This is a genomic window from Streptomyces sp. NBC_00158 (assembly GCF_045160885.1).
In the GTDB taxonomy this organism is placed as follows: domain Bacteria; phylum Actinomycetota; class Actinomycetes; order Streptomycetales; family Streptomycetaceae; genus Streptomyces.
In genome coordinates, this window is record NZ_CP108161.1 from 5,742,431 (window position 1) to 5,767,030 (window position 24,600).

The window sequence follows — 24,600 nt, forward strand, 5'->3', positions numbered from 1 at the left end:
GCCTACAAGGGCTTGATGTTGTGGTTGAAGCGGAAGACGTTGTCCGGGTCGTAGCGCCGCTTCAGCTCGCCCAGGCGCCGCATGTTCTCGGCGCCCAGGCCGGCCACCACCCGGTCCGCGCCCTCGTCCCCGGTGAAGTTGAGGTACACCGCGCCGGTGCTCCACGGCAGGGCGTCGGCGCGGACCTCCCGGACCCACTCCCGGACCCGGTCGTCGTCGGCCGGGTCCTCCCACATCCCGAACGGGTGCACCGCCCAGGGCGCGTCCCGGTAGGGGACCGGGTAGTCGGCAGGGCCGGAGGCGATCGCCCCGCCCTGCGGGAACAGCACGTGCTGGGTGCCCGTCGGCACCGGCATCGAGTCGGCCCGCGCGCAGAACAGGTCCACGTACGCGTCCGGCGCACCGGTCAGGTACTCCGCCGACCAGTAGTTCCGCAGCCCCGGCGGGTCGTCGATCATGCACTGGAGGTCGGCGTACGGGATGGGCGTGACCATCTCCACCTCGTGCGGGATCGCCAGCAGCGGCTCCGCCAGCTTGCGCAGCCCGTCCTCGGGGCCCGCGTACGTCAGCAGCACGCCCGACAGCAGCAGCCCCACCAGGTGCGGCGGGACGAACTCCTCGGGCGGCGCCGTCAGGTAGATCGCCCCGCCGCCCACCTCCGGCGGACCCGACTCGACGACGTCCCGGAAGGCGCGCACCACCTCCGGCCCGCGCTCCGGCAGGTAGAGCAGGAACGCGATCGACATCTGCGGCAGCTCGTGCAGCCGCAGCGTCAGCGAGGTGGCGATGCCGAAGTTCCCGCCGCCGCCGTGCAGCCCCCAGAACAGGTCCGGGTGGTCCTGCGCCGTCACGTGCAGCAGTTCGCCGTCGGCGGTGACCAGGTCGACGCCCAGCAGGTTGTCCACCGCCAGGCCGAACTTCCGGTCCAGCCAGCCCGTGCCCCCGCCGAGGACGAAGCCGCCCACGCCGGTGGTGGAGGCCCGGCCCCCGGTGGTCGCCAGTGCGTACGGCTCGCAGGCCCGGTCCAGGTGGCTCATCGTGGCGCCGCCGCCGACGTGCGCGGCCCGCGCCGCCGGATGGACGGTCACCGCGTGCATCCGGCGCAGGTCCACGACCAGGCCGCCGTCGTTCAGGGACATCCCCGCGACGCTGTGCCCGCCGCCGCGCACCGCGACCGGCAGGTCCAGCTCCCGCGCGAAGCGCACCGCCGTCACGACGTCCGACGCGCCGGCGCACTGGGCGATCACCGCCGGCCGGCGGTCGATCATCGCGTTGAACAGGGTCCGGGCCTCGTCGTACCCCGGGTCGTCCGGGGCGAACACGTCGCCGGCCAGATCCTCGCGGAGCGCGGCGAGGGCCGCGCCCGCCTTCGAGAGGGGCGCCATGGCCACCCCCCTTTCCCGTGAAGGGCATAGGACCCTTACAGGCTAGGCGGGCGGCCCGGGCCCCGCGCGTCGGCCGCTCAGCCGCCGTAGGCCCCGCTGGCCGTCAGCCGCAGTGCCGTGTCGATCAGCGGGACGTGGCTGAAGGCCTGCGGGAAGTTCCCCACCTGCCGCTCGTGCTTGGAGTCCCACTCCTCCGCCAGCAGCCCCAGGTCGTTGCGGAGCGACAGCAGCTTCTCGAAGAGCCGGCGGGCCTCGTCGACCCGGCCGATCATCGCGAGGTCGTCGGCCATCCAGAACGAGCACGCCAGGAAGGCCCCCTCGTCGCCCTCCAGCCCGTCCACGCCGGCCTCCTCGCCGGCCGTCGGGTAGCGCAGGATGAAACCGTCCGGGGTCGACAGCTCGCGCTGGATCGCCTCGATGGTGCCGATGACCCGCTTGTCGTCGGGCGGCAGGAAGCCCATCTGCGGGATCAGCAGCAGGGAGGCGTCCAGCTCCCGGGAGCCGTAGGACTGGGTGAAGGTGTTGCGTTCCGGGTCGTAGCCCTTCTCGCACACGTCGGCGTGGATCGCGTCGCGCATCTCGCGCCAGCGCTCCAGCGGGCCGTCCGCGTCCCCGCTCTCGATCAGCTTGATCGTCCGGTCCACGGCCACCCACGCCATCACCTTCGAGTGCACGAAGTGGCGGCGCGGGCCGCGCACCTCCCAGATGCCCTCGTCCGGCTCCATCCAGTGGGTCTCCAGGTAGCGGATCAGCTTCAGCTGGAGCACCGAGGCGTAGTCGTTGCGGGCCAGGCCCGTCATGTGCCCCAGGTGCAGGGCCTCGGTGACCTCGCCGTACACGTCGAGCTGGAGCTGGTGGGCCGCGCCGTTGCCGACGCGGACCGGGGCGGAGTTCTCGTAGCCCGGCAGCCAGTCCAGCTCGGTCTCGCCCAGCTCGCGCTCACCGGCGATCCCGTACATGATCTGCAGGTTCTCCGGGTCGCCGGCCACCGCGCGCAGCAGCCAGTCCCGCCAGGCGGCGGCCTCTCCCCGGTAGCCGGTGCGCAGCAGCGAGGACAGGGTGATGGCGGCGTCGCGCAGCCACGTGTACCGGTAGTCCCAGTTGCGGACCCCGCCGATCTCCTCCGGGAGGGAGGTGGTCGGCGCGGCGACGATCCCGCCCGTGGGGGCGTACGTGAGGGCCTTGAGGGTGATCAGCGAGCGGATCACGGCCTCACGGTAGGGCCCGTGGTACGTACACAGGTCCACCCACTCGCGCCAGAACTCGCTGGTCGCCTCCAGCGCCGCCGAGGCGTCCGGGGTCTCCGGGGCGCCCTTGTGGGAGGGCTGCCAGCTGATCGCGAAGGCCACCCGGTCGCCGGGTCCGACCGTGAAGTCGGAGTACGTCGTCAGGTCCTTGCCGTACGTCTGCGCGTCGGAGTCCAGCCAGACCGAGTCAGGGCCGGCGACGGCGACGGTGCGCCCGTCCACCTTGTGCACCCACGGCACGACCCGGCCGTAGCTGAAGCGCATCCGCAGCGCCGAGCGCATCGGGACGCGCCCGCTGACGCCCTCCACGATGCGGATCAGCTGCGGCGCGTGGTCCTCGCGCGGCGGCATGAAGTCGATGACGCGGACGGTCCCGCGCGGGGTGTCCCACTCCGACTCCAGCACCAGGGAGTCGCCCCGGTAGCGGCGGCGGGCCGCCCGCGGCGGCTCCGCGCCCGCGGGGAACGCGGGGCCGATGCGCCAGAACCCGTGTTCCTCGGTCCCCAGAAGGCTCGCGAAGACGGCATGGGAATCGAAACGTGGCAGACACAACCAGTCCACCGCGCCGTCCCGGCAGACCAGCGCCGCGGTCTGCATGTCCCCGATCAGTGCGTAATCCTCGATGCGCCCGGACACGTTGGTCTCCAGTCGAACGGCCACGTCCGCCCCGAAGGGCGCTTGCAATGCGCTGTCGCGCGGTCTCCTGTGCGCAGGGATCCCCGCGTCGAGTCCTAGATTGCCGGAACAGGCGTTGTTACGCCGTCTGCCGGACCGCTCGGCGGCGATGTGCAGCGTTATCCGAGCAAGTTATGAGCGCACCCTAGTGATCTCCTTAAGTATTGGGACAATGTCACTCGGCCGAACGGGTGACCTGCGGGAAAGGCCTCCCGGAGGACCCGCCGGAAGCGCCGCGCAGCGCGCCCGGAGGCGGACCGTCCCGGGCGCTGATAGGCTGGTACCCCGTGGACCGGTGGTCTGCCTGTGCGAATCAGGGGCCCCGAAACCGCAGCTTCGGCACCCCCGGAAACGGGAGAAGTCGCCGGACGCACCTCACCTCGCGACCACGGGAGCCCCCTCTTGGCGATGCCGCCCAAATCCATGACGACCAAGCACATCTTCGTCACCGGGGGTGTCGCTTCGTCCCTCGGCAAGGGCCTGACGGCCTCCAGCCTGGGTGCGCTGCTGAAGGCGCGCGGCCTGCGGGTCACGATGCAGAAGCTCGACCCGTACCTGAACGTCGACCCCGGCACGATGAACCCCTTCCAGCACGGCGAGGTGTTCGTCACCAACGACGGCGCCGAGACCGACCTGGACATCGGCCACTACGAGCGCTTCCTCGACGTCGACCTCGACGGCTCGGCCAACGTCACCACCGGCCAGGTCTACAACACGGTCATCGCCAAGGAGCGCCGCGGCGAGTACCTCGGTGACACCGTGCAGGTCATCCCGCACATCACCAACGAGATCAAGCACCGCATCCGCCGCATGGCGACCGACGACGTCGACGTCGTCATCACCGAGGTCGGCGGCACGGTCGGCGACATCGAGTCGCTGCCGTTCCTGGAGACCGTCCGCCAGGTCCGCCACGAGGTCGGCCGCGACAACGTCTTCGTCGTGCACATCTCGCTGCTGCCCTACATCGGCCCCTCCGGCGAGCTGAAGACCAAGCCCACCCAGCACTCCGTCGCGGCCCTGCGCAACATCGGCATCCAGCCCGACGCGATCGTGCTGCGCGCCGACCGCGACGTCCCCACCTCCATCAAGCGCAAGATCTCGCTGATGTGCGACGTGGACGAGGCCGCCGTGGTCGCCGCCATCGACGCCAAGTCGATCTACGACATCCCGAAGGTGCTGCACACCGAGGGCCTGGACGCGTACGTCGTCCGCAAGCTCGACCTGCCCTTCCGCGACGTCGACTGGACGGTGTGGGAGGACCTGCTGGACCGCGTCCACAACCCCGACCACGAGGTCAAGGTCGCGCTCGTCGGCAAGTACATCGACCTGCCCGACGCCTACCTGTCGGTGACCGAGGCGCTGCGCGCCGGCGGCTTCGCCAACAAGGCCCGCGTCCAGATCAAGTGGGTCACCTCCGACGACTGCAAGACCCCGGCCGGTGCCGCGGCGCAGCTCGGCGACGTGGACGCGATCTGCGTGCCCGGCGGCTTCGGCGACCGCGGTGTCAACGGCAAGGTCGGCGCGATCACCTACGCCCGCGAGAACAAGATCCCGCTGCTCGGCCTGTGCCTGGGCCTGCAGTGCGTGGTCATCGAGGCCGCGCGCAACCTGGCCGGCATCGAGGGCGCGAACTCCACCGAGTTCGACGCCTCGACCCCGCACCCGGTCATCTCGACCATGGAGGAGCAGCTGGCCTTCGTCGAGGGCGCGGGCGACCTGGGCGGCACCATGCGTCTGGGCATGTACACGGCCAAGCTGGCCGAGGGCTCGATCGTGCGCGAGGTCTACGGCGACGCGTACGTCGACGAGCGCCACCGTCACCGCTACGAGGTCAACAACGCCTACCGCGGCGAGCTGGAGAAGAAGGCCGGCCTGGTCTTCTCCGGCACCTCCCCGGACAACAAGCTCGTCGAGTACGTCGAGTACCCGCGCGAGGTCCACCCCTACCTGGTGGCCACCCAGGCCCACCCGGAGCTCCGCTCCCGCCCGACCCGGCCGCACCCGCTCTTCGCGGGCCTGGTCAAGGCCGCCGTGGAGCGCCAGCAGCAGGGCTGACGCGCGGTAGCTGACGCTCGGTAACGTAGGCAGCCGGGTACGGATCATCCGTACCCGGCTGTCGCGCGTTGTGGAGGGCACTGGCCATGGGGATCGCCATCAAGGACACGTCGGAGACCTGGGAGACGCTGTCGACCAGTCGGCCCTTCCAGGGCGCCAAGACGGCGGTGGACTCCGACGAGGTACGGATGCCCGACGGCTCGGTGGCCCGCCGCGACTACCAGGTGCACCCGGGATCGGTGTGCGTGCTCGCCCTGGACGGGGACGGCCGGGTGCTGGTCATCCGGCAGTACCGCCACCCCGTCCGGCACCGGCTGTGGGAGCTGCCCGCCGGGCTGCTGGACGTGCCCGGGGAGAACCCGCTGCACGCGGCGCAGCGCGAGCTGTACGAGGAGGCGCACGTCAAGGCGGGGGACTGGCGGGTCCTGGCCGACTACTTCGCCTCCCCGGGCGGCTCGGACGAGGCCATCCGGATCTTCCTCGCGCTGGACGTGGCCGAGGCCGAGGGGGAGCGGTACGCGGAGGCCGACTCGGAGGAGGCCGACATGGAGACGGCCTGGGTCGCGCGGGAGGACCTGGTCCGCGGGATCCTGGCCGGCGAGCTGGGCAACCCGGCGCTGGTGACGGGGGTCCTGGCCGTCACCGCGGCGCTGGCTTCCGAGGACGGCCTGGGGGCCCTCCGCCCCGCCGACGCCCCCTGGCCGGCCCGGCCGTACGAGGCGTAGCCGCTGCCGCTGAGGGGGCGGGGCTGGTGCCGGGCCGTGGCCGGTGCGGTCCCGGTGCCGGGTGCGGGGGGTTGTGCCGCTGCGCGGGCTGCTCCCCTACCCGCCCTTCGCCCGTTCCCCGGGGCTGCGCCCGGACCCCCCCTGGAGGCTCCGCCCCCAGACCCCCGCGCCTCAAACTCCCCCAGCTACCGCTGGGAGGTGCCCCCAGGCGGGGCTGGATTTGCCGCTGCGCGGCAACTTCCAGCCCGCGCGGCGTTTGAGCGTACCGGGCGCGGAGCGTCCGGTACCGGGGTCAGGGGCGGAGCCCCTGGAAACGGTGGAAGTGGGGGTCCCCCCGGACGGAGTCTGGGGGAGGGTAGGGGACCTCGCCCCGCGCAGCGGCGCCACCCACCCGCACCCAACCCACCGGCACCCGCCACCCGAACCGACCCCGCCCCGGCCCCGACGGACGGAGTCCGGCGCAGCGGCGCGAGCGGTGCATCAAAAATAGGCACATCCGCTGATCCGATCGGGCGATCTACGGGCCGCGCTCCCCGCAGGCCGTCGCTCTGCGTGAACTACGCTCAGCAACCCGAAGGCAGGGAGAGGAGCGGATCCGTGGCGGATTTCGTCGGGCGGCGGCGTGAGCTCAAGGAGCTGCGCGAGGACATCGCGCGGACCGGGCTCGACACCCTCTCGGGCCGCAAGGCGAAGGCGCCCCGCGCACGGGTGCTCCTCGTCGCCGGGCGGCCCGGCTCCGGGCGGACCGCGCTCGCGGAGGCGTTCGTGCGCGAGGTCGCCCCCCAGTACCCCGACGGCCTGCTCCGGGTGCGGCTCACCGAGCCCGGCGGGCAGCCCGTCGACACCGAGCGGGCCGTCCGGACCCTGCTGGAGGGGCTCGGCGAGCGCACCCCGCCCGGGGCCGGCGAGGACGACCTCAGCGCCGCCCTGCGGGAGGCCCTCAAGGACCGGCGGGCGATCCTGCTCGTCGACGACGCCGCCGACCCGCAGCAGGTCGACGCCCTGCTCCCGGACACCCCCGAGTGCCTGGTCGTGGTCACCGCCGAGGGCCCCCTCACCGGCATCCCCGACGTCCGCCCCTGCACCCTCGGCGGTCTCGACCCCACCTCCGCCGTCGCCCTGCTCGCCCGGATGATCGGCGACACCCGGGTCACCGTGGACCCCCGCGCAGCCGAGGCCCTCGCCGAGGAGTGCGGGGGGCTGCCCGCCGCGCTCGCCCTCGCCGGCGGCTGGCTCGCCACCCACCCCAAGGCCGCCGTCGCCGACCTCGCCAAGCAGCTCCACGACATGCCCCCCGGCACCACCGGCCCGCTGGGCCGCGCCTTCCGGCTGGTCTACGAGTCCCTGCCGCAGCCGGCCCGCCGCACCCTGCACCTGCTGCCGCTCGCCCCGGCCGGGTACCTCGACTCGCACACCGCCTCGGCCCTGGCCGGCTGCTCGGTGGCCGCGGCCCAGTCCACCCTGGAGGACTTCGCCGCGCTGGGCCTCGTACGGCACGCCCCGGACGGCCTCTTCCTGCTCCCCGGCTGCCTCGCGCCCTTCCTCCAGGCCCTGCTGGAGACCAAGGAGCGCCCCGCCGAGGTGCAGCTGGCGCGCGCCAGGACCCTGGAGCGGACCGTACGGCTGCTGACCTCCTGCCGGGCCATGGCCGACACCGACGAGGACGACGACGGGCTGCTGCGCGAGCACCTGGACGGGACGCCCCGCGCCCTGCGCTTCCCCGACCGCCGGGCGGCCGCCACCTGGCTCGACACCCGGCTGCCCGCGCTGACCGCGTCCGCGCACCTGGCCGTGGCGGACGGCGGGCTGGACACCCTGGCCCGCAGGCTGGTCTCCGCCCTGGTCCGGGCCCTGGCCGGGCACCGGGGCACCGACGCGGCCGCCCCCGAGCTGTACGGGCTGCACCGCCTGGTCCTGGACGTGGCCGAGCGGCGCGGCCTGCACCGGGAGCGGGCCGCCGCCCTGCTGAACCTGGCCGACCTGGACGCCCAGACCGGCCGCACGCAGGAGGCGCTGGCCCGGTACCGGGCCGCGCTGGGCGCGGGGAAGGCCGCGAAGGACCCGTACGCGACCGGCCGCGCGATGGAATCCGTAGGCGGGGCGTACCAGGAGCTGGCGGACTGGCCCCGGGCCTCCGACTGGTTCGGCCGCGCCCTGGCGCACGCCCTGGCGCGCGGGGAGCGCGTGGACGAGGCCCGGCTGTACGGCCGGCTCGGCAACGTGCACACCTACGCGGGCCGCTACGGGGAGGCCCTGCGCAGCTGGCGCGCGGCCGCCGCGGGCTACCGCCGGCTGGCCGATGTGCCGGGCCAGGCAAAGGCGTTGAGCGAGATGGCGCGGGTGCAGGAGTACGCCGGCCGGCCCGAGGAATCCCTGCACACCTGCCGCGACGCCATCGAGCTGGCGCGCCGGGCGGGGGACCAGCGGCTGCAGGCCGCGCTGCAGGTCCGGCTGGCCGACACGCTGGACCGTCTGGGTGACCCGGCGGCGGCGAGGCTGCACCGTTCGGCGGCGGACAGATTGCTGGGAGATGACCCCGCAGCCTGCGAAATCCGTAGTGTGTCCGACTAAACTTATTGGTTTGCAAGGCTAGACAGGGACTCATCCTTCATTAGACTGGCTTCACCACGACATCAGTGGTGCATCCCGTTGCGCGTTCTTGTGGGCGGGTATGTATGGAAGTGCCCCGTAATATCCCCTGAGCCAAGGACCGTGATCGACGATGAAGGTCGGCATCCCCCGCGAGGTCAAGAACAACGAGTTCCGGGTCGCCATCACGCCCGCCGGCGTGCATGAGCTGGTCCGCAATGGCCACCAGGTCTTCATCGAGCAGAACGCCGGTGTCGGCTCCTCGATCACGGACGCCGAGTACGTCGCCGCCGGCGCCGAGATCCTCGGCACCGCCGACGAGGTCTGGGCCACCGCGGACCTGCTGCTGAAGGTCAAGGAGCCCATCGCGGAGGAGTACCACCGCCTCCGCAAGGACCAGACGCTCTTCACCTACCTGCACCTCGCGGCCTCCCGCGAGTGCACGGACGCCCTGCTGGAGTCCGGCACCACCGCCATCGCGTACGAGACGGTCGAGCTCGCCAACCGCGCGCTGCCGCTGCTCGCCCCGATGTCCGAGGTCGCGGGCCGCCTGGCCCCGCAGGTCGGCGCCTACCACCTGATGCGCTCGGCCGGCGGCCGCGGCGTCCTCCCCGGCGGCGTCCCCGGCACCCACGCCGGCGAGTGCGTCGTCATCGGCGGCGGCGTCTCCGGCTGGAACGCGGCGCAGATCGCCATCGGCATGGGCTTCCACGTGACCCTGCTCGACCGCGACATCAACAAGCTCCGCGAGGCCGACAAGATCTTCGGCACGAAGATCAAGACGATCGTCTCCAACGCCTACGAGCTGGAGAAGGCCGTCGTCGAGGCCGACCTCGTCATCGGCGCCGTGCTGATCCCGGGTGCGAAGGCCCCGAAGCTGGTCACCAACGAGCTCGTCGCCAAGATGAAGCCCGGAAGTGTCCTTGTCGACATTGCCATCGACCAGGGCGGCTGCTTCGAGGACTCCCGTCCGACCACCCACGCCGAGCCGACCTTCCAGGTCCACAACTCGGTCTTCTACTGCGTCGCCAACATGCCGGGCGCGGTTCCGAACACCTCCACCTACGCCCTGACGAACGCGACCCTGCCGTACATCGTGCAGCTCGCGAACCTCGGCTGGGTCGAGGCGCTGCGCCGTGACCCGGCGCTGGCCTTGGGCCTCAACACCCATGACGGCAAGGTCGTTTACGGCCCGGTCGCCGAGGCCCACGGCCTTGAGACCCTCGAGCTGAGCACGCTGCTCGGCTGAACCGTCAACGACTGACGTCAATCTCACGTATCCGGCCGGACCTTGCCCGCAAGGTCCGGCCGGACGCGTTTGCGGGGGGCCCGCGGAGCCCGCTCAACTCGCCTCGAACGTAACCCTTTAACCCTTTCGCACACCCGCGAAACTTCGCAGTGACAGCGCGCACGCCCTTGACAGAGTGGTGTTCGGTTGCCGACACATCGTGCCGGGTCCGGCGGATTGTGTTGCCGCTGGGCGGTGACACGCCATAGAGTCGCCAACCGTCGGCATGGTGCAACGCTGACCTATCGATAAGTGTCCTGGTCACGTCCGAGGAGGTAAGACGACTTGTGAATGAGTCGACATTTGCTCCTGGAGGTGGTCGAGCAGGGACGCCTGAGCGGGGACAGGGTCCTGCCGGGCTCGAAGCTGTCGGCTCCGTGGCGGTCCGCACCTTCGCAAACCACCAGCACATGACGACGCCCCAAAAGAGCATGGACGGCCTAGACGTGAACTCCACGGCCGGCGACCACGGTGGCGATACGCCCATTGGTTTCGCCGACTACGACCAGGTGCCCGAGGGGCACTTCTACGACCCCGACGCGGAATACGAGCCCGACCCCGAGTACGCGGCCACCCTCGCGCCCGACGCTGCCCGCCAGCGCCGCGAGCGGATCGGCCCGACCGGACGGCCGCTGCCGTACTTCCCGATCCCGGGTCCGCTGACCGACCACGGTCCGGCGAAGATCATCGCGATGTGCAACCAGAAGGGCGGCGTGGGCAAGACCACGTCGACCATCAACCTGGGTGCCGCGCTCGCCGAGTACGGGCGCCGCGTGCTGCTCGTCGACTTCGACCCGCAGGGCGCGCTGTCCGTGGGCCTCGGCGTGAACCCGATGGAACTCGACCTGACGGTCTACAACCTGCTCATGGAGCGGGGCATGTCGGCCGACGAGGTGCTGCTCAAGACCGCGGTCCCCAACATGGACCTGCTGCCGAGCAACATCGACCTGTCCGCCGCCGAAGTGCAGTTGGTGAGCGAGGTCGCGCGCGAGTCGACGCTCCAGCGGGCGCTGAAGCCGCTGATGGCCGACTACGACTACATCGTGATCGACTGTCAGCCCTCGCTCGGCCTGCTGACGGTGAACGCCCTGACGGCGGCTCACAAGGTCATCGTGCCGCTGGAATGCGAGTTCTTCGCGCTGCGCGGTGTCGCGCTGCTGACGGAGACCATCGAGAAGGTCCAGGAGCGGCTCAACCCGGAGCTGGAGCTCGACGGCATCCTCGCCACGATGTACGACTCCCGCACGGTGCACAGCCGCGAGGTGCTCGCGCGCGTGGTCGAGGCCTTCGACGACCACGTCTACCACACGGTCATCGGCCGGACGGTGCGCTTCCCGGAGACCACGGTCGCCGGTGAGCCGATCACCACGTACGCGTCCAACTCCGTCGGCGCCGCCGCCTACCGCCAGCTGGCCAGGGAGGTGCTCGCCCGGTGTCCCGCCGAGTGAGTCTGCCCGGAGCCGACGAACTGTTCCGCACGACCGGGGGGATGGCCCTCCAGTCGTCCTCGCCGCGGCGGGGCGCCGACGAGGCGCCGGCTGCCGGGGGCGGTGGCGGTGCGGGCACGGAGCACGCGGCGGCACCGGCGGACGGCACGACGCGGACCACGGGGGAGACCCGGGGCCGGGAGGCCGCGGAGCCCGGCGCGGGCTCGGTGGGCGCGCAGCGCAGGCCGCAGGAAGGTTCTGTCAGCACCGGCGCCGGCGCCGGCCCCCGGCAGGGCAAGGGCCAGAGCCGGGGCGCGAACCGGCGGCCGAGCGGGCGCGAGCGGCACGACGAGAAGATCACGGTCTACGTCTCCGCGGAGGAGCTCATGGACCTGGAGCACGCCCGTCTGGTGCTCCGCGGGGAGCACGGGCTCGCGGTCGACCGGGGGCGGATCGTCCGCGAGGCTGTCGCGGTCGTCCTCGCGGACCTGGAGTCGCGCGGCGACGCCAGCATCCTGGTCCGCCGGCTCCGCGGCCGCTGATTCCTTTTCCTTCTTGACGCGCCGCTCGCGCGGTGCGGCGCCTGGGCGCCACGCCTTCTTGAGGCGCCGCTCGCGCGGGCCCGCGCCGGGGCGCCTGACCGGCTTCGCGCCGCTGCGACAGCCTCCGGCCGTCCCCTCTTTGACGCGCCGCTCGCGGGGTGCGGCCGCGGGCGGCCTGACCGGCTTCGGGCCGCTGCGACAGCCTCCGGCCGTCGGCCCGGGGCGGGGTCGGTTCGGGTGGCCGGGGCCGGTGGGTCGCCTGCGGGTGGTTGTCCGCTGCGCGGGGCGAGGTCCCCTACCCGCCCTTCGCCCGTTCCCCGGGGCTGCGCCCCGGACCCCCTGGGGGGCTCCGCTCCCAGACCCTCCCCCTACCGCTGGGGGGACCCCCAGCGCCTCAAACGCCGGCGGGACTGGATTTCGCCGGCCCGGGCCGACAGGCGCAACCCCAGCCCCGCCGGCGCTTGAGGCGCGGGCGCGGTAGCGCCGTGTAGTGAGCCGCGCCCGGCGGGCAGCGCTCGACCCCAGCCGCGCCCGGCAAGCAGCGTCAGCCCCCCCCCAGCCGTGCCCGGCGGGCAGCGTCAGCCCCCCCCAGCCGTGCCCGGCGGGCAGCGTCAGCCCCCCCCCAGCCGTGCCCGGCAAGCAGCGTCAGCCCCCCAGCCGCGCCCGGCGGGCAGCGTCAGTCCCCAGTCGTGCCCGGCGGGCAGCGCTCGACCCCAGCCGTGCCCGGCAAGCAGCGTCAGCCCCCCAGCCGCGCCCGGCGGGCAGCGTCAGTCCCCAGTCGTGCCCGGCGGGCAGCGCTCGACCCCAGCAGTGCCCGGCAAGCAGCGTCAGCCCCCCAGCCGTCAGTCCGCAGCCGTGCCCGGCGGGTAGCGTCAGTCCCCAGCCCCGCCGGCGATTGAGGCGAGAACGGGTGAAGGGCGGGTAGGGGACCCGGCCCCGCGCAGCGGTGGGCGTGTGGCTGGTCGGCCAGGGCCTAGGCTGCACCCGTGGCCGCTCGGCCGAAACCCGTACCACCCTGGACCGCGATGCCCCCGAACGAAGACGCCGCCCCCCGTCCGGCCCGCCGGAGCCTGGGCCGTGGCCCAGGGGTGGCTCAGGAGGCCGCTGAGGGGCCCACTGAGGCCCGCGAGGCGCTCGGGGACGGCCCGGGGGCCGGGGAAGCCCCCCAGGCCCCTGACGCCCCGCCTGGAGGCGGCGCAGGCCCCGCGCGGGCCACCGCTCGCCCCGCTGACGGCCCGGCCGGGGGCGCCGCAGGCCCCGTAGCGTGCCCGCCGGCCGCGCCCGCCGCCGGCGACGGGCGGTTCACGTTGCGGCTCGACAACTTCGAGGGGCCCTTCGACCTCCTGCTGCAGCTGATCTCCCGGCACAAGCTCGACGTCACCGAGGTCGCCCTCTCCAAGGTCACCGACGAGTTCATGGCGCACATCCGCGCCATGGGCCCGGACTGGGACCTCGACCAGACCACCGAGTTCCTCGTGGTCGCCGCCACCCTGCTCGACCTCAAGGCCGCCCGGCTGCTGCCCGCCGCCGAGGTCGAGGACGAGGCCGACCTCGCCCTGCTGGAGGCCCGGGACCTGCTGTTCGCGCGGCTGCTCCAGTACAAGGCGTACAAGCAGATCGCCGCGATCTTCCAGGACCGCGCCGAGGCCGAGGGCAAGCGCTACCCGCGCACCGTCGGGCTGGAGCCGCACCACGCCGACCTGCTGCCCGAGGTGGTGATCGGCATCGGCGCCGACGGCCTCGCCCGGCTCGCGGTGCGGGCCATGCAGCCCAAGGCCGCGCCGCAGGTGTACGTGGACCACATCCACGCCCCCCTCGTCAGCGTGCGGGAGCAGGCCGGGCACGTCGTACGCCTGCTCAAGACGCGCGGCGAGGCGACCTTCCAGGAGCTGACCGAGGACGCCCCGGACACCCTCACCGTCGTCGCCCGCTTCCTGGCGCTGCTGGAGCTGTACCGGGAGAAGGCCGTGGTCCTGGACCAGCCGGAGGCCCTGCTGCGGCTCACCGTGCGCTGGTGCGGCGGGGACGGCGACGGGATGCCGAGGGTGACGGACGAGTTCGACCGAGTCGTGGAGGTGGCGGAATGACAGGGGTGCGGGACCGGCTGGAGCTGAAGGGCGCGCTGGAGGCCGTGCTGATGGTCGTGGACGAGCCCGCGACCGCCGAACACCTCGCGAAGGTGCTGGACCGCACCCCGCGCGAGGTCTGCGACGCCCTCTCCGAGCTCGCCGACGAGTACACCGCCCAGCGCCGCGGCTTCGAGCTGCGGCTGGTCGCCGGGGGCTGGCGGTTCTACACCCGGCCCGAGTACGCGGCCGCCGTGGAGGCCTTCGTCCTGGACGGGCAGCAGGCCCGGCTCACCCAGGCGGCCCTGGAGACCCTGGCGGTGGTCGCGTACCGCCAGCCGGTGAGCCGGTCGCGGGTCTCGGCGGTCCGCGGGGTGAACTGCGACGGGGTCATGCGGACCCTGCTCCAGAGGGGTCTGGTGGCCGAGGCGGGCACGGAACCCGAAACAGGTGCGATCCTGTACAGGACGACGAACTACTTTCTGGAGCGGATGGGCCTGCGCGGCCTGGACGAGCTCCCGGAGCTCGCGCCCTTCCTTCCCGAGGCGGACGCGATCGAAGCCGAGACGCAAGAAGGTGTGCCGTCGTTCGATCCGGACGCACCGGACACTGACGTAGACGACGACAAGACGACGGAACTTTGATGCGAAGCAGCGGCAACGGCAACGGTGGCGGCAACAGGAACAGCGGCGGCAGCAGCGGCGGCGGGCGCGGTGGCGCCCGCGGCGGCGGCTCCGGCGGCGGTGGCGGCTACCGCGGCGGCTCGGGCAGCGGCTCGGGCGGCGGTGGCTACCGCGGCGGCTCGTCCGGTGGCTCCGGCGGCGGTGGCTACCGCGGTGGCAGCGGCTCCGGCGGCTCCCGCGGTGGCAGCTCCGGCGGCTCCCGCGGCGGCTACCAGGGCGGCTCCGACTCGCGCGACCGCGACCAGCCGGCACCCCGCATCCGCAACCCCCGCCCCGAGGAGCGCCGCTACGACGTGGGCCCCGAGGGCGAGCGCAGCGGTCGCAGCGGTCCCCGCGCCGGTGGCGGCGGCGCCCGTGGCGCGGCGGCGCGCGGCGGGGCCAAGGGCGGCCCCCGTACTCCCTCCCGCACCCCCGGCATCGGCGGCGCGGGCGGCCCGCGCAGCGGTCCGGGCAGCCGCAGCGGCCAGTCCCGTCCCCGTGAGCTGGACGCGCGGATCGAGGAGCGCGTGCGCGACCGGTACGCCGACAAGCCCGTGATCAAGACCCCGAAGACCTTCCCGGGCGCCGAGCTGGAGGGCGAGCGCCTGCAGAAGGTGCTCGCACGGGCCGGCATGGGCTCGCGCCGCGCCTGCGAGGAGCTGATCGAGCAGGCCCGCGTCGAGGTCAACGGCGAGATCGTGACCGAGCAGGGCAAGCGCGTCCAGCCGAAGGACGAGATCAAGGTGGACGGCCTGACGGTCGCCACCCAGTCCTTCCTGTTCTTCGCCCTGAACAAGCCGGCCGGCGTCGTCTCCACCATGGAGGACCCGGACGGCCGCCAGTGCCTGGGCGACTACGTCACCAACCGCGAGACCCGCCTCTTCCACGTGGGCCGGCTCGACACCGAGACCGAGGGCATCATCCTCCTCACCAACCACGGTGAGCTGGCCCACCGCCTCACGCACCCCAAGTACGGCGTGCAGAAGACCTACGTGGCCGCGATCACCGGCTCGCTGCCGCGCGACATCGGCAAGCGCCTCAAGGAGGGCATCGAGCTGGAGGACGGGTACGCCCGCGCCGACAACTTCCGCGTCGTCGACCAGGTCGGCAAGAACTACCTGGTCGAGGTGACCCTCCACGAGGGCCGCAAGCACATCGTGCGCCGCATGCTGTCCGAGGCGGGCTTCCCCGTCGACAAGCTCGTGCGGACCGCCTTCGGCCCGATCGAGCTGGGCGACCAGAAGTCCGGCTGGCTGCGCCGCCTGACCAACACCGAGGTCGGCATGCTCATGCGCGAGGTCGGCCTGTAGTCCGCGCCCCCGCTCCGTCGAAGCCCGCAGTGCCCCCGGCACTGCGGGCTTCCGCGTTTCCCGGCCACCGTCCCTTCCGGTGCCTTGCCCGGGACCGCCGCCATGTTTATAGTCAGGGTGACTATTAAAGGGAGCGGGTGGGCCGTATGGGCTGGAACACGAGCTGGACCGAGATCCTCGGCTTCGTCACGGGCGCCGTATGCGTCTGGCTGGTGGCCCGGCAGCACATCGCCAACTGGCCGGTCGGGATCGCCAACAACCTCTTCTTCATCGTGCTGTTCACCCAGGCGGGCCTCTACGCCGACGCCGGGCTCCAGATCGTCTTCATCGCCCTCGCCTCCTACGGCTGGTGGTCCTGGACCCACGGGGGTGGACCAGGAACCGCAGGGACCCTGCCGGTGCGCCGCACCACGCGCGCCGAATGGGTCTGGCTGCTGGTGGCGGGGGCGGTGGGGACCGCCGCCCTGACCCTGCTGCTCGGCCGGGTCAGCGACTCCACCGTCCCCTTCTGGGACGCCCTCACCACCGGGCTCTCCCTCATGGCCACCTACGGCCAGTGCCGCAAGCTCCTGGAGTCCTGGTGGCTGTGGATCGCCGCCGACCTCGTCTACATCCCCCTGTACGCGTACAAGGGGCTCTACCTGACCTCGGTGCTCTACGCCGGCTTCCTCGCCCTGTGCGTGGCCGGACTCGTCGGCTGGCACCGCGCGCTCCCCGCGCGGGGCGCCCGTACGGCCGTGGAGGCGGCGGCATGAGCGGCGGCAAGCGCTACGGCCACGGGCTGGTGCTCGGCAAGTTCTACCCGCCGCACGCCGGCCACCACCACCTGGTGCGCACCGCCCAGGACCAGTGCGAACGGCTGACCGTCCTGGTCTGCGCCGCCTCCGTCGAGTCCGTGCCGCTCGCCGACCGGGTCGCCTGGATGCGCGAGGAACACCCCGGCGCGCAGGTCGTCGGCGCGGTCGACGACGTCCCCGTCGACCTGCACGACCCCGGGATCTGGGAGGCGCACATGGCGATCTTCCGCGGCGCGGTGGGCCGGCGCGTGGACGCCGTCTTCACCTCCGAGGAGTACGGGACCGAACTCGCCCGCCGCTTCGGCGCCGAGGAGGTCTGCGTGGACCCGGCGCGCACCCTGTTCCCGGTGTCCGGGACCGCCGTGCGCGAGGACCCCGCCGCCAACTGGGAGTTCCTCGGACCCGGCGTACGGGCCGCCCTGGCCCGCCGGGTCGTCGTCCTGGGCGCCGAGTCCACCGGCACCACCACCCTCTCGCGGGAGCTGGCCGCGCACTACCGCCGCCGCGGCGGGGTGTGGGCGAAGACCGGCTGGGTCGCCGAGTACGGCCGGGAGTACAGCGAGGAGAAGCTCGCCGCGGCCCGCGCCGTCGACCCGTCGGCCTCCTGGGAGGACATGACCTTCACCTCCCGGGAGTTCCCCGTGATCGCCCGCCGCCAGGACGAGGCGGAGGAGCGGGCCGCCCGGCTCGGCTCGCCGGTGCTGTTCTGCGACACCGACTCCTTCGCCACCGGCATCTGGCACGAGCGCTACCTCGGCGGCCGCAACGCCGAGGTCGAACGCGTCGCCGCCCGCCGCCCCCGCGACCTGTACCTGCTCACCGACCACGAAGGGGTCCCCTTCGAGGACGACGGACTGCGCGACGGGCCCGAGCTCAGACCCTGGATGACCGCCCGCTTCCGCCGGGAACTCACCCGCACGGGCAGGCGTTTCCTGACCGTGGGCGGGGACCGGCGGACCCGGCTCGACGCGGCCGTGGCGGCGGTCGACGGCCTGCTGTCCGAAGGCTGGCGGTTCGCGGCACCCCTCCCGGAGCGCCGGTGAACTACGACCCGTACGCCTTCGAGCCCTTCGCGGTGACCGTCGACCTCGCCGTCCTCACCGTCCGCGGCGGCGCCCTGCACGTCCTGCTGATCCGGCGCGGCCGGGAACCGTACGCGGGCGCCTGGGCGCTCCCCGGCGGCTTCGTCCTGCCCCGGGAGTCCGCCGAGACGGCCGCCCGCCGGGAGCTCGCCGAGGAGACCGGCCTGCCGCCCGCCCTGGTCGGCGCCCTGCACCTGGAACAGCTGCGCACCTACAGCGAACCGGACCGGGACCCCCGGATGCGGGTGGTGTCGGTCGCCTTCACCGCCCTCGTCCCCGACATGCCCGAACCGGCCGAGGAGGGCGGCGGGGACGCCGACCGGGCCCGCTGGGTGCCGGTCGGGGAAGCCTCCGGACTCGCCTTCGACCACGGCCTGATCCTCGCGGACGCCCGGCGGCGGGTGGGCTCCAAGCTGGAGTACACCTGCCTGGCCACCGCCTTCTGCCCGCCCGAGTTCACCCTCGGGGAGCTCCAGGCCGTCTACGAGACCGTCTGGGACACCTCCCTGGACCGCCCCAACTTCCGCCGCAAGGTGCTCGCCACGCCCGGCTTCGTCGAGGCCGTGCCCGGCGCCGCCCGGCTGACCGGCGGCCGCGGCAAACCCGCCGCGCTGTACCGGGCCGGCCCGGCGACCACCCTCCACCCGCCCCTGCTCCGCCCCTCGGAAGGACCCACCCTGTGACCGCCACCAAGCGTGCCGCGACGGGCGCCCTCGTAGGCCTGGCCCTCGGCGACGCCCTCGGATTCCCGACGGAGTTCAACGACGTACCGGCCATCCTCGCCAAGACCGGCCCGTGGCGCGAGATGCGGCTGCCCCGCCCCGCGATCGTCACCGACGACACCCAGATGACCCTGGCCCTGGCCCGCGGCATACGGACCGCCGCCGAGCGCGGCCGCGTCGGCCCGCTGCGGCTGGCCCGGCCGGTCCGCGAGGAGTTCGTCGACTGGTACCACTCCCCGGAGAACAACCGCGCCCCCGGCCGCACCTGCCTGGTGGCCTGCGGCCTGCTGAACGAGCCGTCGCGGGACTGGCGCGACGCCAGCCAGACCGGCTCCAAGGGCTGCGGCGCCAACATGCGCGTGGTCCCCGTCGGCCTGGTCCCCGGCTGGACCGACGAGGAGCGCGCGGGCGCCGCCCAGCTCCAGTCGGCCCTCACCCACGGCCACCCCACCGCCCTCGCCGCCTCCGACCTGACCGCCCGCGCCGTGCACCTCCTGGCGCTGGGCACCGAGGTCACCGGCCTGGTCGGGCAGCTGCGCTCGTACGCCCTGGAGAACCGCACCCGCTACCACGAGCGCTGGCTCGGCGACCTCTGGATGCGCACCGCCTCCGACGCCTCGCCGGAGTCCTTCATCGCCCGGGGATGGGACGAGTGCCTGGCCGTCCTGGACCGGCTCGCGGCCGCCCTGCGCAGCCCCTCCCCGGAGACCGACCCCTGCCTGGCCACCGGCGAGGGCTGGATCGCCGAGGAGGCCCTCGCCACCGCCCTCCACTGCTTCCTGCTCTTCCCGGACGAACCCCTCCTCGCCCTGCGCCGCGCCGCCTGCACCGCCGGGGACTCCGACTCGATCGCCTGCCTGGCAGGCGCCTTCGCCGGCGCCCACCTCGGCGCCGACGTCTGGCCCCGCGACTGGGAGGGCCGCATCGAGTACCGCGAGGAACTCCTCGCCTTCGGCGCCCTCTGGGACGCGTGAGCCGTGCTGGACGCGATGGAGATCGACCTCGCCCCCGTCGTCGCGGAGCAGCCCGACCCGCTGCTCTTCGCCACCGTCTCCGGGGCCCACCTGTACGGCTTCCCCTCCCGGGACTCCGACATCGACCTGCGCGGCGCCCACCTGCTGCCGCCGCGCGCCCTGCTCGGCCTGCGCGATCCGGAGGAGACCCGGACCCGGATGTGGGTCGACGACGGCGTCGAACTGGACCTCGTCACGCACGACCTGCGCAAGTTCGTCCGCCTGATGCTGCGGCGCAACGGCTACGTGCTGGAGCAGCTGCTGTCCCCCCTCGTGGTCCACACGACCGGGGCGCACGCGGAACTGGCCGCGCTGGCCCCGGGCGTGCTCACCGGCCACCACGCCCACCACTACCGGGGCTTCGCCAACACCCAGTGGCGGCTCTTCGAGAAGACGGCCGAGCTGAAGCCCCTGCTCTACGCCTTCCGCGCGCTGCTCACGGGCATCCACCTGATGCGCTCCGCGCAGGTGCAGGCGCACCTGCCCACCCTGCTCGGGGAGGTCCCGGAGGCGCCCCGGTACCTGGCCGGGCTGATCGAGGCCAAGGTGGCCGCCGAGCACGGCGGGTACGAGGGACCCGCGGTGGACGCGGTCGGCCGGGACTTCGCCGCGCTGCACGAGGTGCTGGACGCGGCGCAGGCGGGCACGGCGCTGCCGGAGTACGTGAGCGCGTACGAGGAGCTCGACGAGTTCGTCGTACGCCACCGCACGGGGCTGGAGGTCCCCTAGGCCGTCACGGCCGAGGCGCGGCGGGTGCGGTGGAGGAAGTCCGCCACGCGGGCCCCGTCCGGGTCGGCGGGCAGCGGGCTGGTGGAGAGGGCCGCCTCGGACTCCCCGGCCAGGCGGGTCATCCAGGAGTCGACCTCGTCCCAGCCGACCTCGCCCCGCTTGACCGCGAGGAACCGCTCGCGGTCCGCGCCCGCGTCGATCGTCAGCCGGCCCGTGCGCAGCAGGTCGCGGCAGGACACCAGCAGCCGCAGCAGGTGCATGGCGTGCTTCCAGCGCGGGGCGCCGTGGACGCGGACGTCCGCGAGGAGCTTGCGGTGCTGGGAGACCGCGTAACGGCTGAAGGTGGCGTGGGCCCGGCGGGAGAGGAAGGCCCCGCGCAGGGACAGCAGTTCCTCGCCCACCGGGGTGAGCCGCTCCACCAGCGGGGAGTGCAGGCACTCCAGGATGTTCGGGTTGGCGCGCAGGGCCAGCTCGCAGAAGCGCTCCAGCTCCCAGGAGAACTCCTCCTCCCGGGGCCCCTCGACATGCGTCGGGGGCTTTTCGAACCGCCAGAAGAGCGGCGTGGGGGCGAGGTAGACACCGCGCCGGTCGGTGTCGCTCGCCTCCGTGGCCAGCCCGAAGGCGCGGGAGCCCATCACGCAGGCGTAGATCGTGTGGTCCCGGACCAGGGTGAGGTCGTCCATCCCGGGAGGGTAGGCGGCGCCGCGCCCGCTAGGCGAGCGAGATTTCCCCCTCGGGGGACACGGTGATCTTCTTCTCCGCGAGCGGCTTGACCGCCGGCCCGTGGGCCACGGCCCCGTCGGCGACCTTGAACTTGCTGCCGTGGCAGGGGCAGTCGATCGTGCCGTTCTCGACCTTGTCCACCAGGCAGCCCTGGTGCGGGCAGACGGCCGAGAAGCAGCGGAAGGAGCCGGCCGTCGGCTGGGTGACCACCACCTTCTGCTCCTTCAGGACGGTGCCGCCGCCGACCGGTACCGCGGAGGACTTCACCAGCGGCTCCGCGACCGCGCCCGGCGCCGAGGCCCCCGGGGACGTGCCCGTCTGCGGGGTGGAGGCGGTGCCGGCCCCGGTGTCGGGCTTGTCCGCGTCGGACCCGCAGGCGGCGAGGGTGCCGCCCGCCAGGACGGCGGCTCCGGCCGCCAGTACGGTGCGCCGGGCGGTGTTCGAGTCGGTCATGCGGGGCTCCTTGCTGGGTGGCCGGGATGCGAGGTGCATCCTGGCGTGCGGCGGGCCCCAGGAGAAGCCCGCCACACCGTCTGCCTCACTCCGGCCGCCAGGGGGCCAGGTCCGCCGGGCCGCCGGAAGTGCGTACGACCTCCCACACGCGGATCACGGCGTCGCGGTTCAGCGGCCCGTGGACGTGGGGGTACGGGTCCCCGGGCCCGGTCCGGCGGACCTCCGCCGTCAGGGCCGCCTCGTCGAGCTCCACGGCGAGCAGGACACCGGGCACCTCGCGGTAGTGGGAGTCCGCGATGGCGAGCACGGTGGGCCGGTCCGCCGAGCAGTGCACGAAGCCCTGGGCGGCGAGCGAACCGGGGGCGTACGGGGATTCCGGAGCGGCACCCCAGTCGGCGAGCGGAACGATGTGGAAGATCATGCCGGTGGTTCTACCGCACGGCGGCGGACAGCGGTGCGCCAAGTGGCGGTACGGGGTGATCCGGGTGACATTGTCCGTGTCTCGAAGCCGGGCCCGCCGCTGACGCGCGCTCGCCCGGTCCCCCTTCGAAAGGCAACAGGACCATGGCGGGTAATGACCTCGGCTCCCTCCTCGGCGGACTCCTCGGCGGCGGCCAGGGCGGCAGCGGCGGCGCGGCGGCCGGCGGCGGGGGCAACATCCTCGGCGCGCTGCTCGGCGCCCTGCTGGGCGGCGGCGGTGCCGCGGGCGCGCCGTCCGCGGGCGCGCAGGCGGGAGGCGCGCAGGCCGGAGGGGCGGACAACCCCCTCGGCGGGCTGCTGGACATGCTGACCAAGTCCGGACTCGCCGACCAGGCGCAGTCCTGGATCGGCACCGGCGAGAACCAGCCCGTCAGCGGCGCCCAGATCAAGGAGGCGCTGCCGGACGAGACCCTCCAGCAGGCCGCGCAGCAGGCGGGCGTCAGCCCCGACGAGGCCGCCGACCAGATCGCCCAGGCGCTCCCGCAGGCCGTCGACAAGCTGACCCCGGGCGGCCAGGTGCCGACCGAGTCGCTGGAGGACATCATCCGCAAGCAGAACCTCTGACCGCGGGGCGGGATCGTCCGCGAGGGCCCGGCCCCGTCCACAGGGCGGACCGCCGGGTCCTTTCGCGGTACCGAGTGGCTACCCTGAGTCAGGCCCAGCCCGCCGTTACGTGATCACCCTTGGAGCGCCCCGTGAGAACCGCCGTCGTCATCGGAACCGGACTGATCGGCACCTCCGCGGCGCTCGCCCTGACCGCCCGGGGCATCAGCGTCCACCTCGTCGACCACGACCCGGCGCAGGCCCGCACGGCCGCCGCCCTGGGCGCCGGCACCGACGACGCCCCCGAGGGCCAGGTGGACCTCGCGATCGTCGCCGTCCCCCCGGCCCACGTCGCCGCCGCGCTGGCCGACGCCATCGGACGCGGACTGGCCCGCGCCTACGTGGACGTGGCCAGCGTCAAGGGCGGCCCGCGCCGGGAGCTCGCCGCGCTGGGCGCCGACACCTCCGCCTACATCGGCACCCACCCCATGGCCGGCAAGGAGCGCTCCGGCCCGCTGGCCGCCACCGCGGACCTGTTCGAGGGGCGGCCCTGGGTGCTGACCCCGACCCGCGAAACGGACCACGAGGTGCTCAACCTCGCCCTGGAGCTCGTCGCGCTGTGCCGGGCCGTCCCCGTGGTGATGGACGCCGACGCCCACGACCGGGCGGTGGCGCTGGTCTCGCACACCCCCCAGCTGGTGTCCAGCATGGTCGCCGCCCGCCTGGAGGAGGCCGACGAGACGGCCGTCCGGCTGTGCGGGCAGGGCATCCGCGACGTGACCCGCATCGCGGCCTCCGACCCCCGGATGTGGGTGGAGATCCTCTCCGCCAACCCCGGACCGGTGGCCGACGTCCTGGCCGGCATCGCCGCCGACCTGGCGGAGACCGTGGAGGCGCTGCGCGGCCTCCAGTCCGCCGACGAGACCGAGCGCAAGGGCGGCGCGGCCGGCATCGAGGACGTCCTCAAGCGCGGCAACGCCGGCCGGGTCCGGGTGCCCGGCAAGCACGGCGCGGCGCCCATGGCGTACGAGACCGTCGGCGTGTTCATCAGCGACAAGCCCGGCGAACTGGCCCGGATCTTCGCGGACGCCGGCCGGGCCGGGGTCAACATCGAGGACGTCCGGATCGAGCACGCCACCGGCCAGCAGGCCGGTCTGGTCCAGCTCATGGTGGAACCCCGCGCGGTCGCCGCCCTGACCGCCGAGCTGCGCGAGCGGGGCTGGGCGCTGCGCCAGCAGTAGCCGCTCGCGGCGGCGGCCGGGAGCCGCCGCCGCGACCGGCCGGGAACGGCGGGCGCCCGGGGCCGGTAACCTGGTGCGGGGGCGCTTTTGGCGCGCCCGCACACGTACGCGCAACCAGGAAGGTGCCCGCACCGTGGAAACCGCCGCTCCGTCCGCCGTGATCGTCGCCATCGACGGTCCCTCCGGCACGGGCAAGTCCAGCACCTCCAAGGCCGTGGCCGCCAAGCTCGGGCTGCGATACCTGGACACCGGTGCCCAGTACCGGGCCATCACCTGGTGGATGATCACCAACGGCGTCGACACCGACGACCCGCAGGCGATCGCCCTCGCCGCCGGCAAGCCGGCCATCGTCTCCGGCACGGACCCGGCCGCCCCCACCATCACGGTGGACGGCCTGGACGCCTCCGGCCCGATCCGCACCCAGGAGGTCACCTCCAAGGTCAGCGCCGTCAGCGCCGTCCCCGAGGTGCGCGCCCTGATCACCGACCTCCAGCGCTCCATCGCCGCCGAGGCGGCCGAGGAGGCCGACGGGATCGTGGTCGAGGGCCGGGACATCGGCACCACCGTCCTGCCGGACGCCGACCTCAAGGTCTTCCTGACGGCCTCGGCCGAGGCCCGTGCCGCCCGCCGCAGCGGCGAGCTGCGCGGCAAGGAGGCCACGGACCTCGCGGCCACCAAGGAAGCGCTGATCAAGCGCGACGCCGCCGACTCCGGCCGCAAGACCTCCCCGCTGGCCAAGGCGGGCGACGCCGTCGAGGTCGACACCACCGAGCTCACCCTCGACCAGGTCATCGAGTGCGTCGTGACCCTGGTGGAAGAGCGGCGCACCAAGTGAGCGCAGCGCCC

At 73.5% G+C, this 24,600-nt stretch carries 22 protein-coding genes; 17 read left to right on the forward strand and 5 right to left on the reverse strand.

The window, feature by feature from the left end:
• Nucleotides 1-2: 2 nt before the first annotated feature.
• Both OG553_RS26440 and OG553_RS26445 read right to left on the reverse strand, forming a co-directional pair.
• Nucleotides 3-1,385 (reverse strand): FAD-binding protein, encoded by a 1,383-nt coding sequence (locus tag OG553_RS26440; protein ID WP_405981365.1) that lies wholly within the window; start codon nucleotides 1,383-1,385, stop codon nucleotides 3-5.
• 77 nt (nucleotides 1,386-1,462) lie between these two features.
• Entirely contained in the window at nucleotides 1,463-3,292 is a 1,830-nt protein-coding gene (locus OG553_RS26445) for a glycoside hydrolase family 15 protein (protein WP_405981366.1), read from the reverse strand.
• A gap of 423 nt (nucleotides 3,293-3,715) precedes the next feature.
• Between OG553_RS26445 and OG553_RS26450 the strand changes: the two genes are divergently transcribed.
• From OG553_RS26450 to OG553_RS26515, 14 genes are all read left to right on the forward strand, one after another.
• On the forward strand, nucleotides 3,716-5,362 hold the full coding sequence (locus tag OG553_RS26450) for a CTP synthase (RefSeq protein WP_385770140.1): 1,647 nt from the start codon (nucleotides 3,716-3,718) through the stop codon (nucleotides 5,360-5,362).
• A gap of 92 nt (nucleotides 5,363-5,454) precedes the next feature.
• Nucleotides 5,455-6,087 carry an NUDIX domain-containing protein gene (locus tag OG553_RS26455; protein WP_405983141.1) on the forward strand — a complete coding sequence of 211 codons (633 nt, stop codon included), beginning with the start codon at nucleotides 5,455-5,457 and terminating at the stop codon, nucleotides 6,085-6,087.
• Between the two features lie 552 nt (nucleotides 6,088-6,639).
• The gene (locus OG553_RS26460) at nucleotides 6,640-8,658 is read left to right on the forward strand and encodes a tetratricopeptide repeat protein (protein WP_405981367.1); all 2,019 of its coding nucleotides are present in this window, start codon (nucleotides 6,640-6,642) and stop codon (nucleotides 8,656-8,658) included.
• Between the two features lie 151 nt (nucleotides 8,659-8,809).
• Complete coding sequence (ald, locus tag OG553_RS26465) at nucleotides 8,810-9,925, forward strand: alanine dehydrogenase (protein ID WP_362466291.1); 1,116 nt, start codon at nucleotides 8,810-8,812, stop codon at nucleotides 9,923-9,925.
• A gap of 326 nt (nucleotides 9,926-10,251) precedes the next feature.
• Nucleotides 10,252-11,412, forward strand: a complete 1,161-nt coding sequence (locus tag OG553_RS26470; protein WP_125604141.1) for a ParA family protein — start codon at nucleotides 10,252-10,254, stop codon at nucleotides 11,410-11,412.
• On the forward strand, nucleotides 11,397-11,933 hold the full coding sequence (locus OG553_RS26475; protein ID WP_405981368.1) for a hypothetical protein: 537 nt from the start codon (nucleotides 11,397-11,399) through the stop codon (nucleotides 11,931-11,933). Before OG553_RS26470 ends, OG553_RS26475 begins: the two co-directional genes overlap by 16 nt.
• Before the next feature lie 1,025 nt (nucleotides 11,934-12,958).
• Nucleotides 12,959-14,020 (forward strand): segregation and condensation protein A, encoded by a 1,062-nt coding sequence (locus tag OG553_RS26480; protein WP_405981369.1) that lies wholly within the window; start codon nucleotides 12,959-12,961, stop codon nucleotides 14,018-14,020.
• The gene (scpB, locus tag OG553_RS26485; RefSeq protein ID WP_405981370.1) at nucleotides 14,017-14,643 is read left to right on the forward strand and encodes an SMC-Scp complex subunit ScpB; all 627 of its coding nucleotides are present in this window, start codon (nucleotides 14,017-14,019) and stop codon (nucleotides 14,641-14,643) included. The genes OG553_RS26480 and scpB overlap by 4 nt, the downstream gene beginning before the upstream one ends.
• Nucleotides 14,643-15,971: a pseudouridine synthase gene (locus OG553_RS26490; protein WP_405981371.1), complete on the forward strand. Its 1,329-nt coding sequence runs from the start codon at nucleotides 14,643-14,645 to the stop codon at nucleotides 15,969-15,971. The genes scpB and OG553_RS26490 overlap by 1 nt, the downstream gene beginning before the upstream one ends.
• Nucleotides 15,972-16,117: 146 nt before the next feature.
• Nucleotides 16,118-16,726: a nicotinamide riboside transporter PnuC gene (gene pnuC / locus OG553_RS26495; protein ID WP_405981372.1), complete on the forward strand. Its 609-nt coding sequence runs from the start codon at nucleotides 16,118-16,120 to the stop codon at nucleotides 16,724-16,726.
• Nucleotides 16,723-17,811, forward strand: a complete 1,089-nt coding sequence (locus tag OG553_RS26500) for an AAA family ATPase (protein ID WP_405981373.1) — start codon at nucleotides 16,723-16,725, stop codon at nucleotides 17,809-17,811. The genes pnuC and OG553_RS26500 overlap by 4 nt, the downstream gene beginning before the upstream one ends.
• Complete coding sequence (locus OG553_RS26505) at nucleotides 17,775-18,533, forward strand: NUDIX hydrolase (RefSeq protein ID WP_405983142.1); 759 nt, start codon at nucleotides 17,775-17,777, stop codon at nucleotides 18,531-18,533. Before OG553_RS26500 ends, OG553_RS26505 begins: the two co-directional genes overlap by 37 nt.
• Entirely contained in the window at nucleotides 18,530-19,546 is a 1,017-nt protein-coding gene (locus tag OG553_RS26510; protein ID WP_405981374.1) for an ADP-ribosylglycohydrolase family protein, read from the forward strand. The genes OG553_RS26505 and OG553_RS26510 overlap by 4 nt, the downstream gene beginning before the upstream one ends.
• A 3-nt stretch (nucleotides 19,547-19,549) precedes the next feature.
• Nucleotides 19,550-20,314 carry a DNA polymerase beta superfamily protein gene (locus OG553_RS26515; protein ID WP_405981375.1) on the forward strand — a complete coding sequence of 255 codons (765 nt, stop codon included), beginning with the start codon at nucleotides 19,550-19,552 and terminating at the stop codon, nucleotides 20,312-20,314.
• Here the strand turns inward: OG553_RS26515 and OG553_RS26520 are convergent.
• From OG553_RS26520 to OG553_RS26530, 3 genes are all read right to left on the reverse strand, one after another.
• Nucleotides 20,311-20,997, reverse strand: coding sequence for a DNA polymerase beta superfamily protein (locus tag OG553_RS26520; RefSeq protein WP_405981376.1), 687 nt, complete (start codon nucleotides 20,995-20,997; stop codon nucleotides 20,311-20,313). The genes OG553_RS26515 and OG553_RS26520 overlap by 4 nt on opposite strands.
• 28 nt (nucleotides 20,998-21,025) lie before the next feature.
• The gene (locus OG553_RS26525) at nucleotides 21,026-21,490 is read right to left on the reverse strand and encodes a Rieske (2Fe-2S) protein (protein ID WP_405981377.1); all 465 of its coding nucleotides are present in this window, start codon (nucleotides 21,488-21,490) and stop codon (nucleotides 21,026-21,028) included.
• Between the two features lie 85 nt (nucleotides 21,491-21,575).
• Entirely contained in the window at nucleotides 21,576-21,911 is a 336-nt protein-coding gene (locus OG553_RS26530; RefSeq protein WP_405981378.1) for a DUF952 domain-containing protein, read from the reverse strand.
• Between the two features lie 143 nt (nucleotides 21,912-22,054).
• On the opposite strand from OG553_RS26530, the gene OG553_RS26535 reads away from it, so the two are divergent.
• The 3 genes from OG553_RS26535 (at nucleotide 22,055) to cmk (ending at nucleotide 24,589) form a co-directional block, all read left to right on the forward strand.
• Nucleotides 22,055-22,534, forward strand: a complete 480-nt coding sequence (locus tag OG553_RS26535; RefSeq protein ID WP_405981379.1) for a YidB family protein — start codon at nucleotides 22,055-22,057, stop codon at nucleotides 22,532-22,534.
• A 131-nt stretch (nucleotides 22,535-22,665) separates the two neighbouring features.
• Nucleotides 22,666-23,754 carry a prephenate dehydrogenase gene (locus tag OG553_RS26540; protein ID WP_405981380.1) on the forward strand — a complete coding sequence of 363 codons (1,089 nt, stop codon included), beginning with the start codon at nucleotides 22,666-22,668 and terminating at the stop codon, nucleotides 23,752-23,754.
• A gap of 133 nt (nucleotides 23,755-23,887) precedes the next feature.
• Complete coding sequence (gene cmk / locus OG553_RS26545; RefSeq protein WP_405981381.1) at nucleotides 23,888-24,589, forward strand: (d)CMP kinase; 702 nt, start codon at nucleotides 23,888-23,890, stop codon at nucleotides 24,587-24,589.
• Nucleotides 24,590-24,600 lie beyond the last annotated feature (11 nt).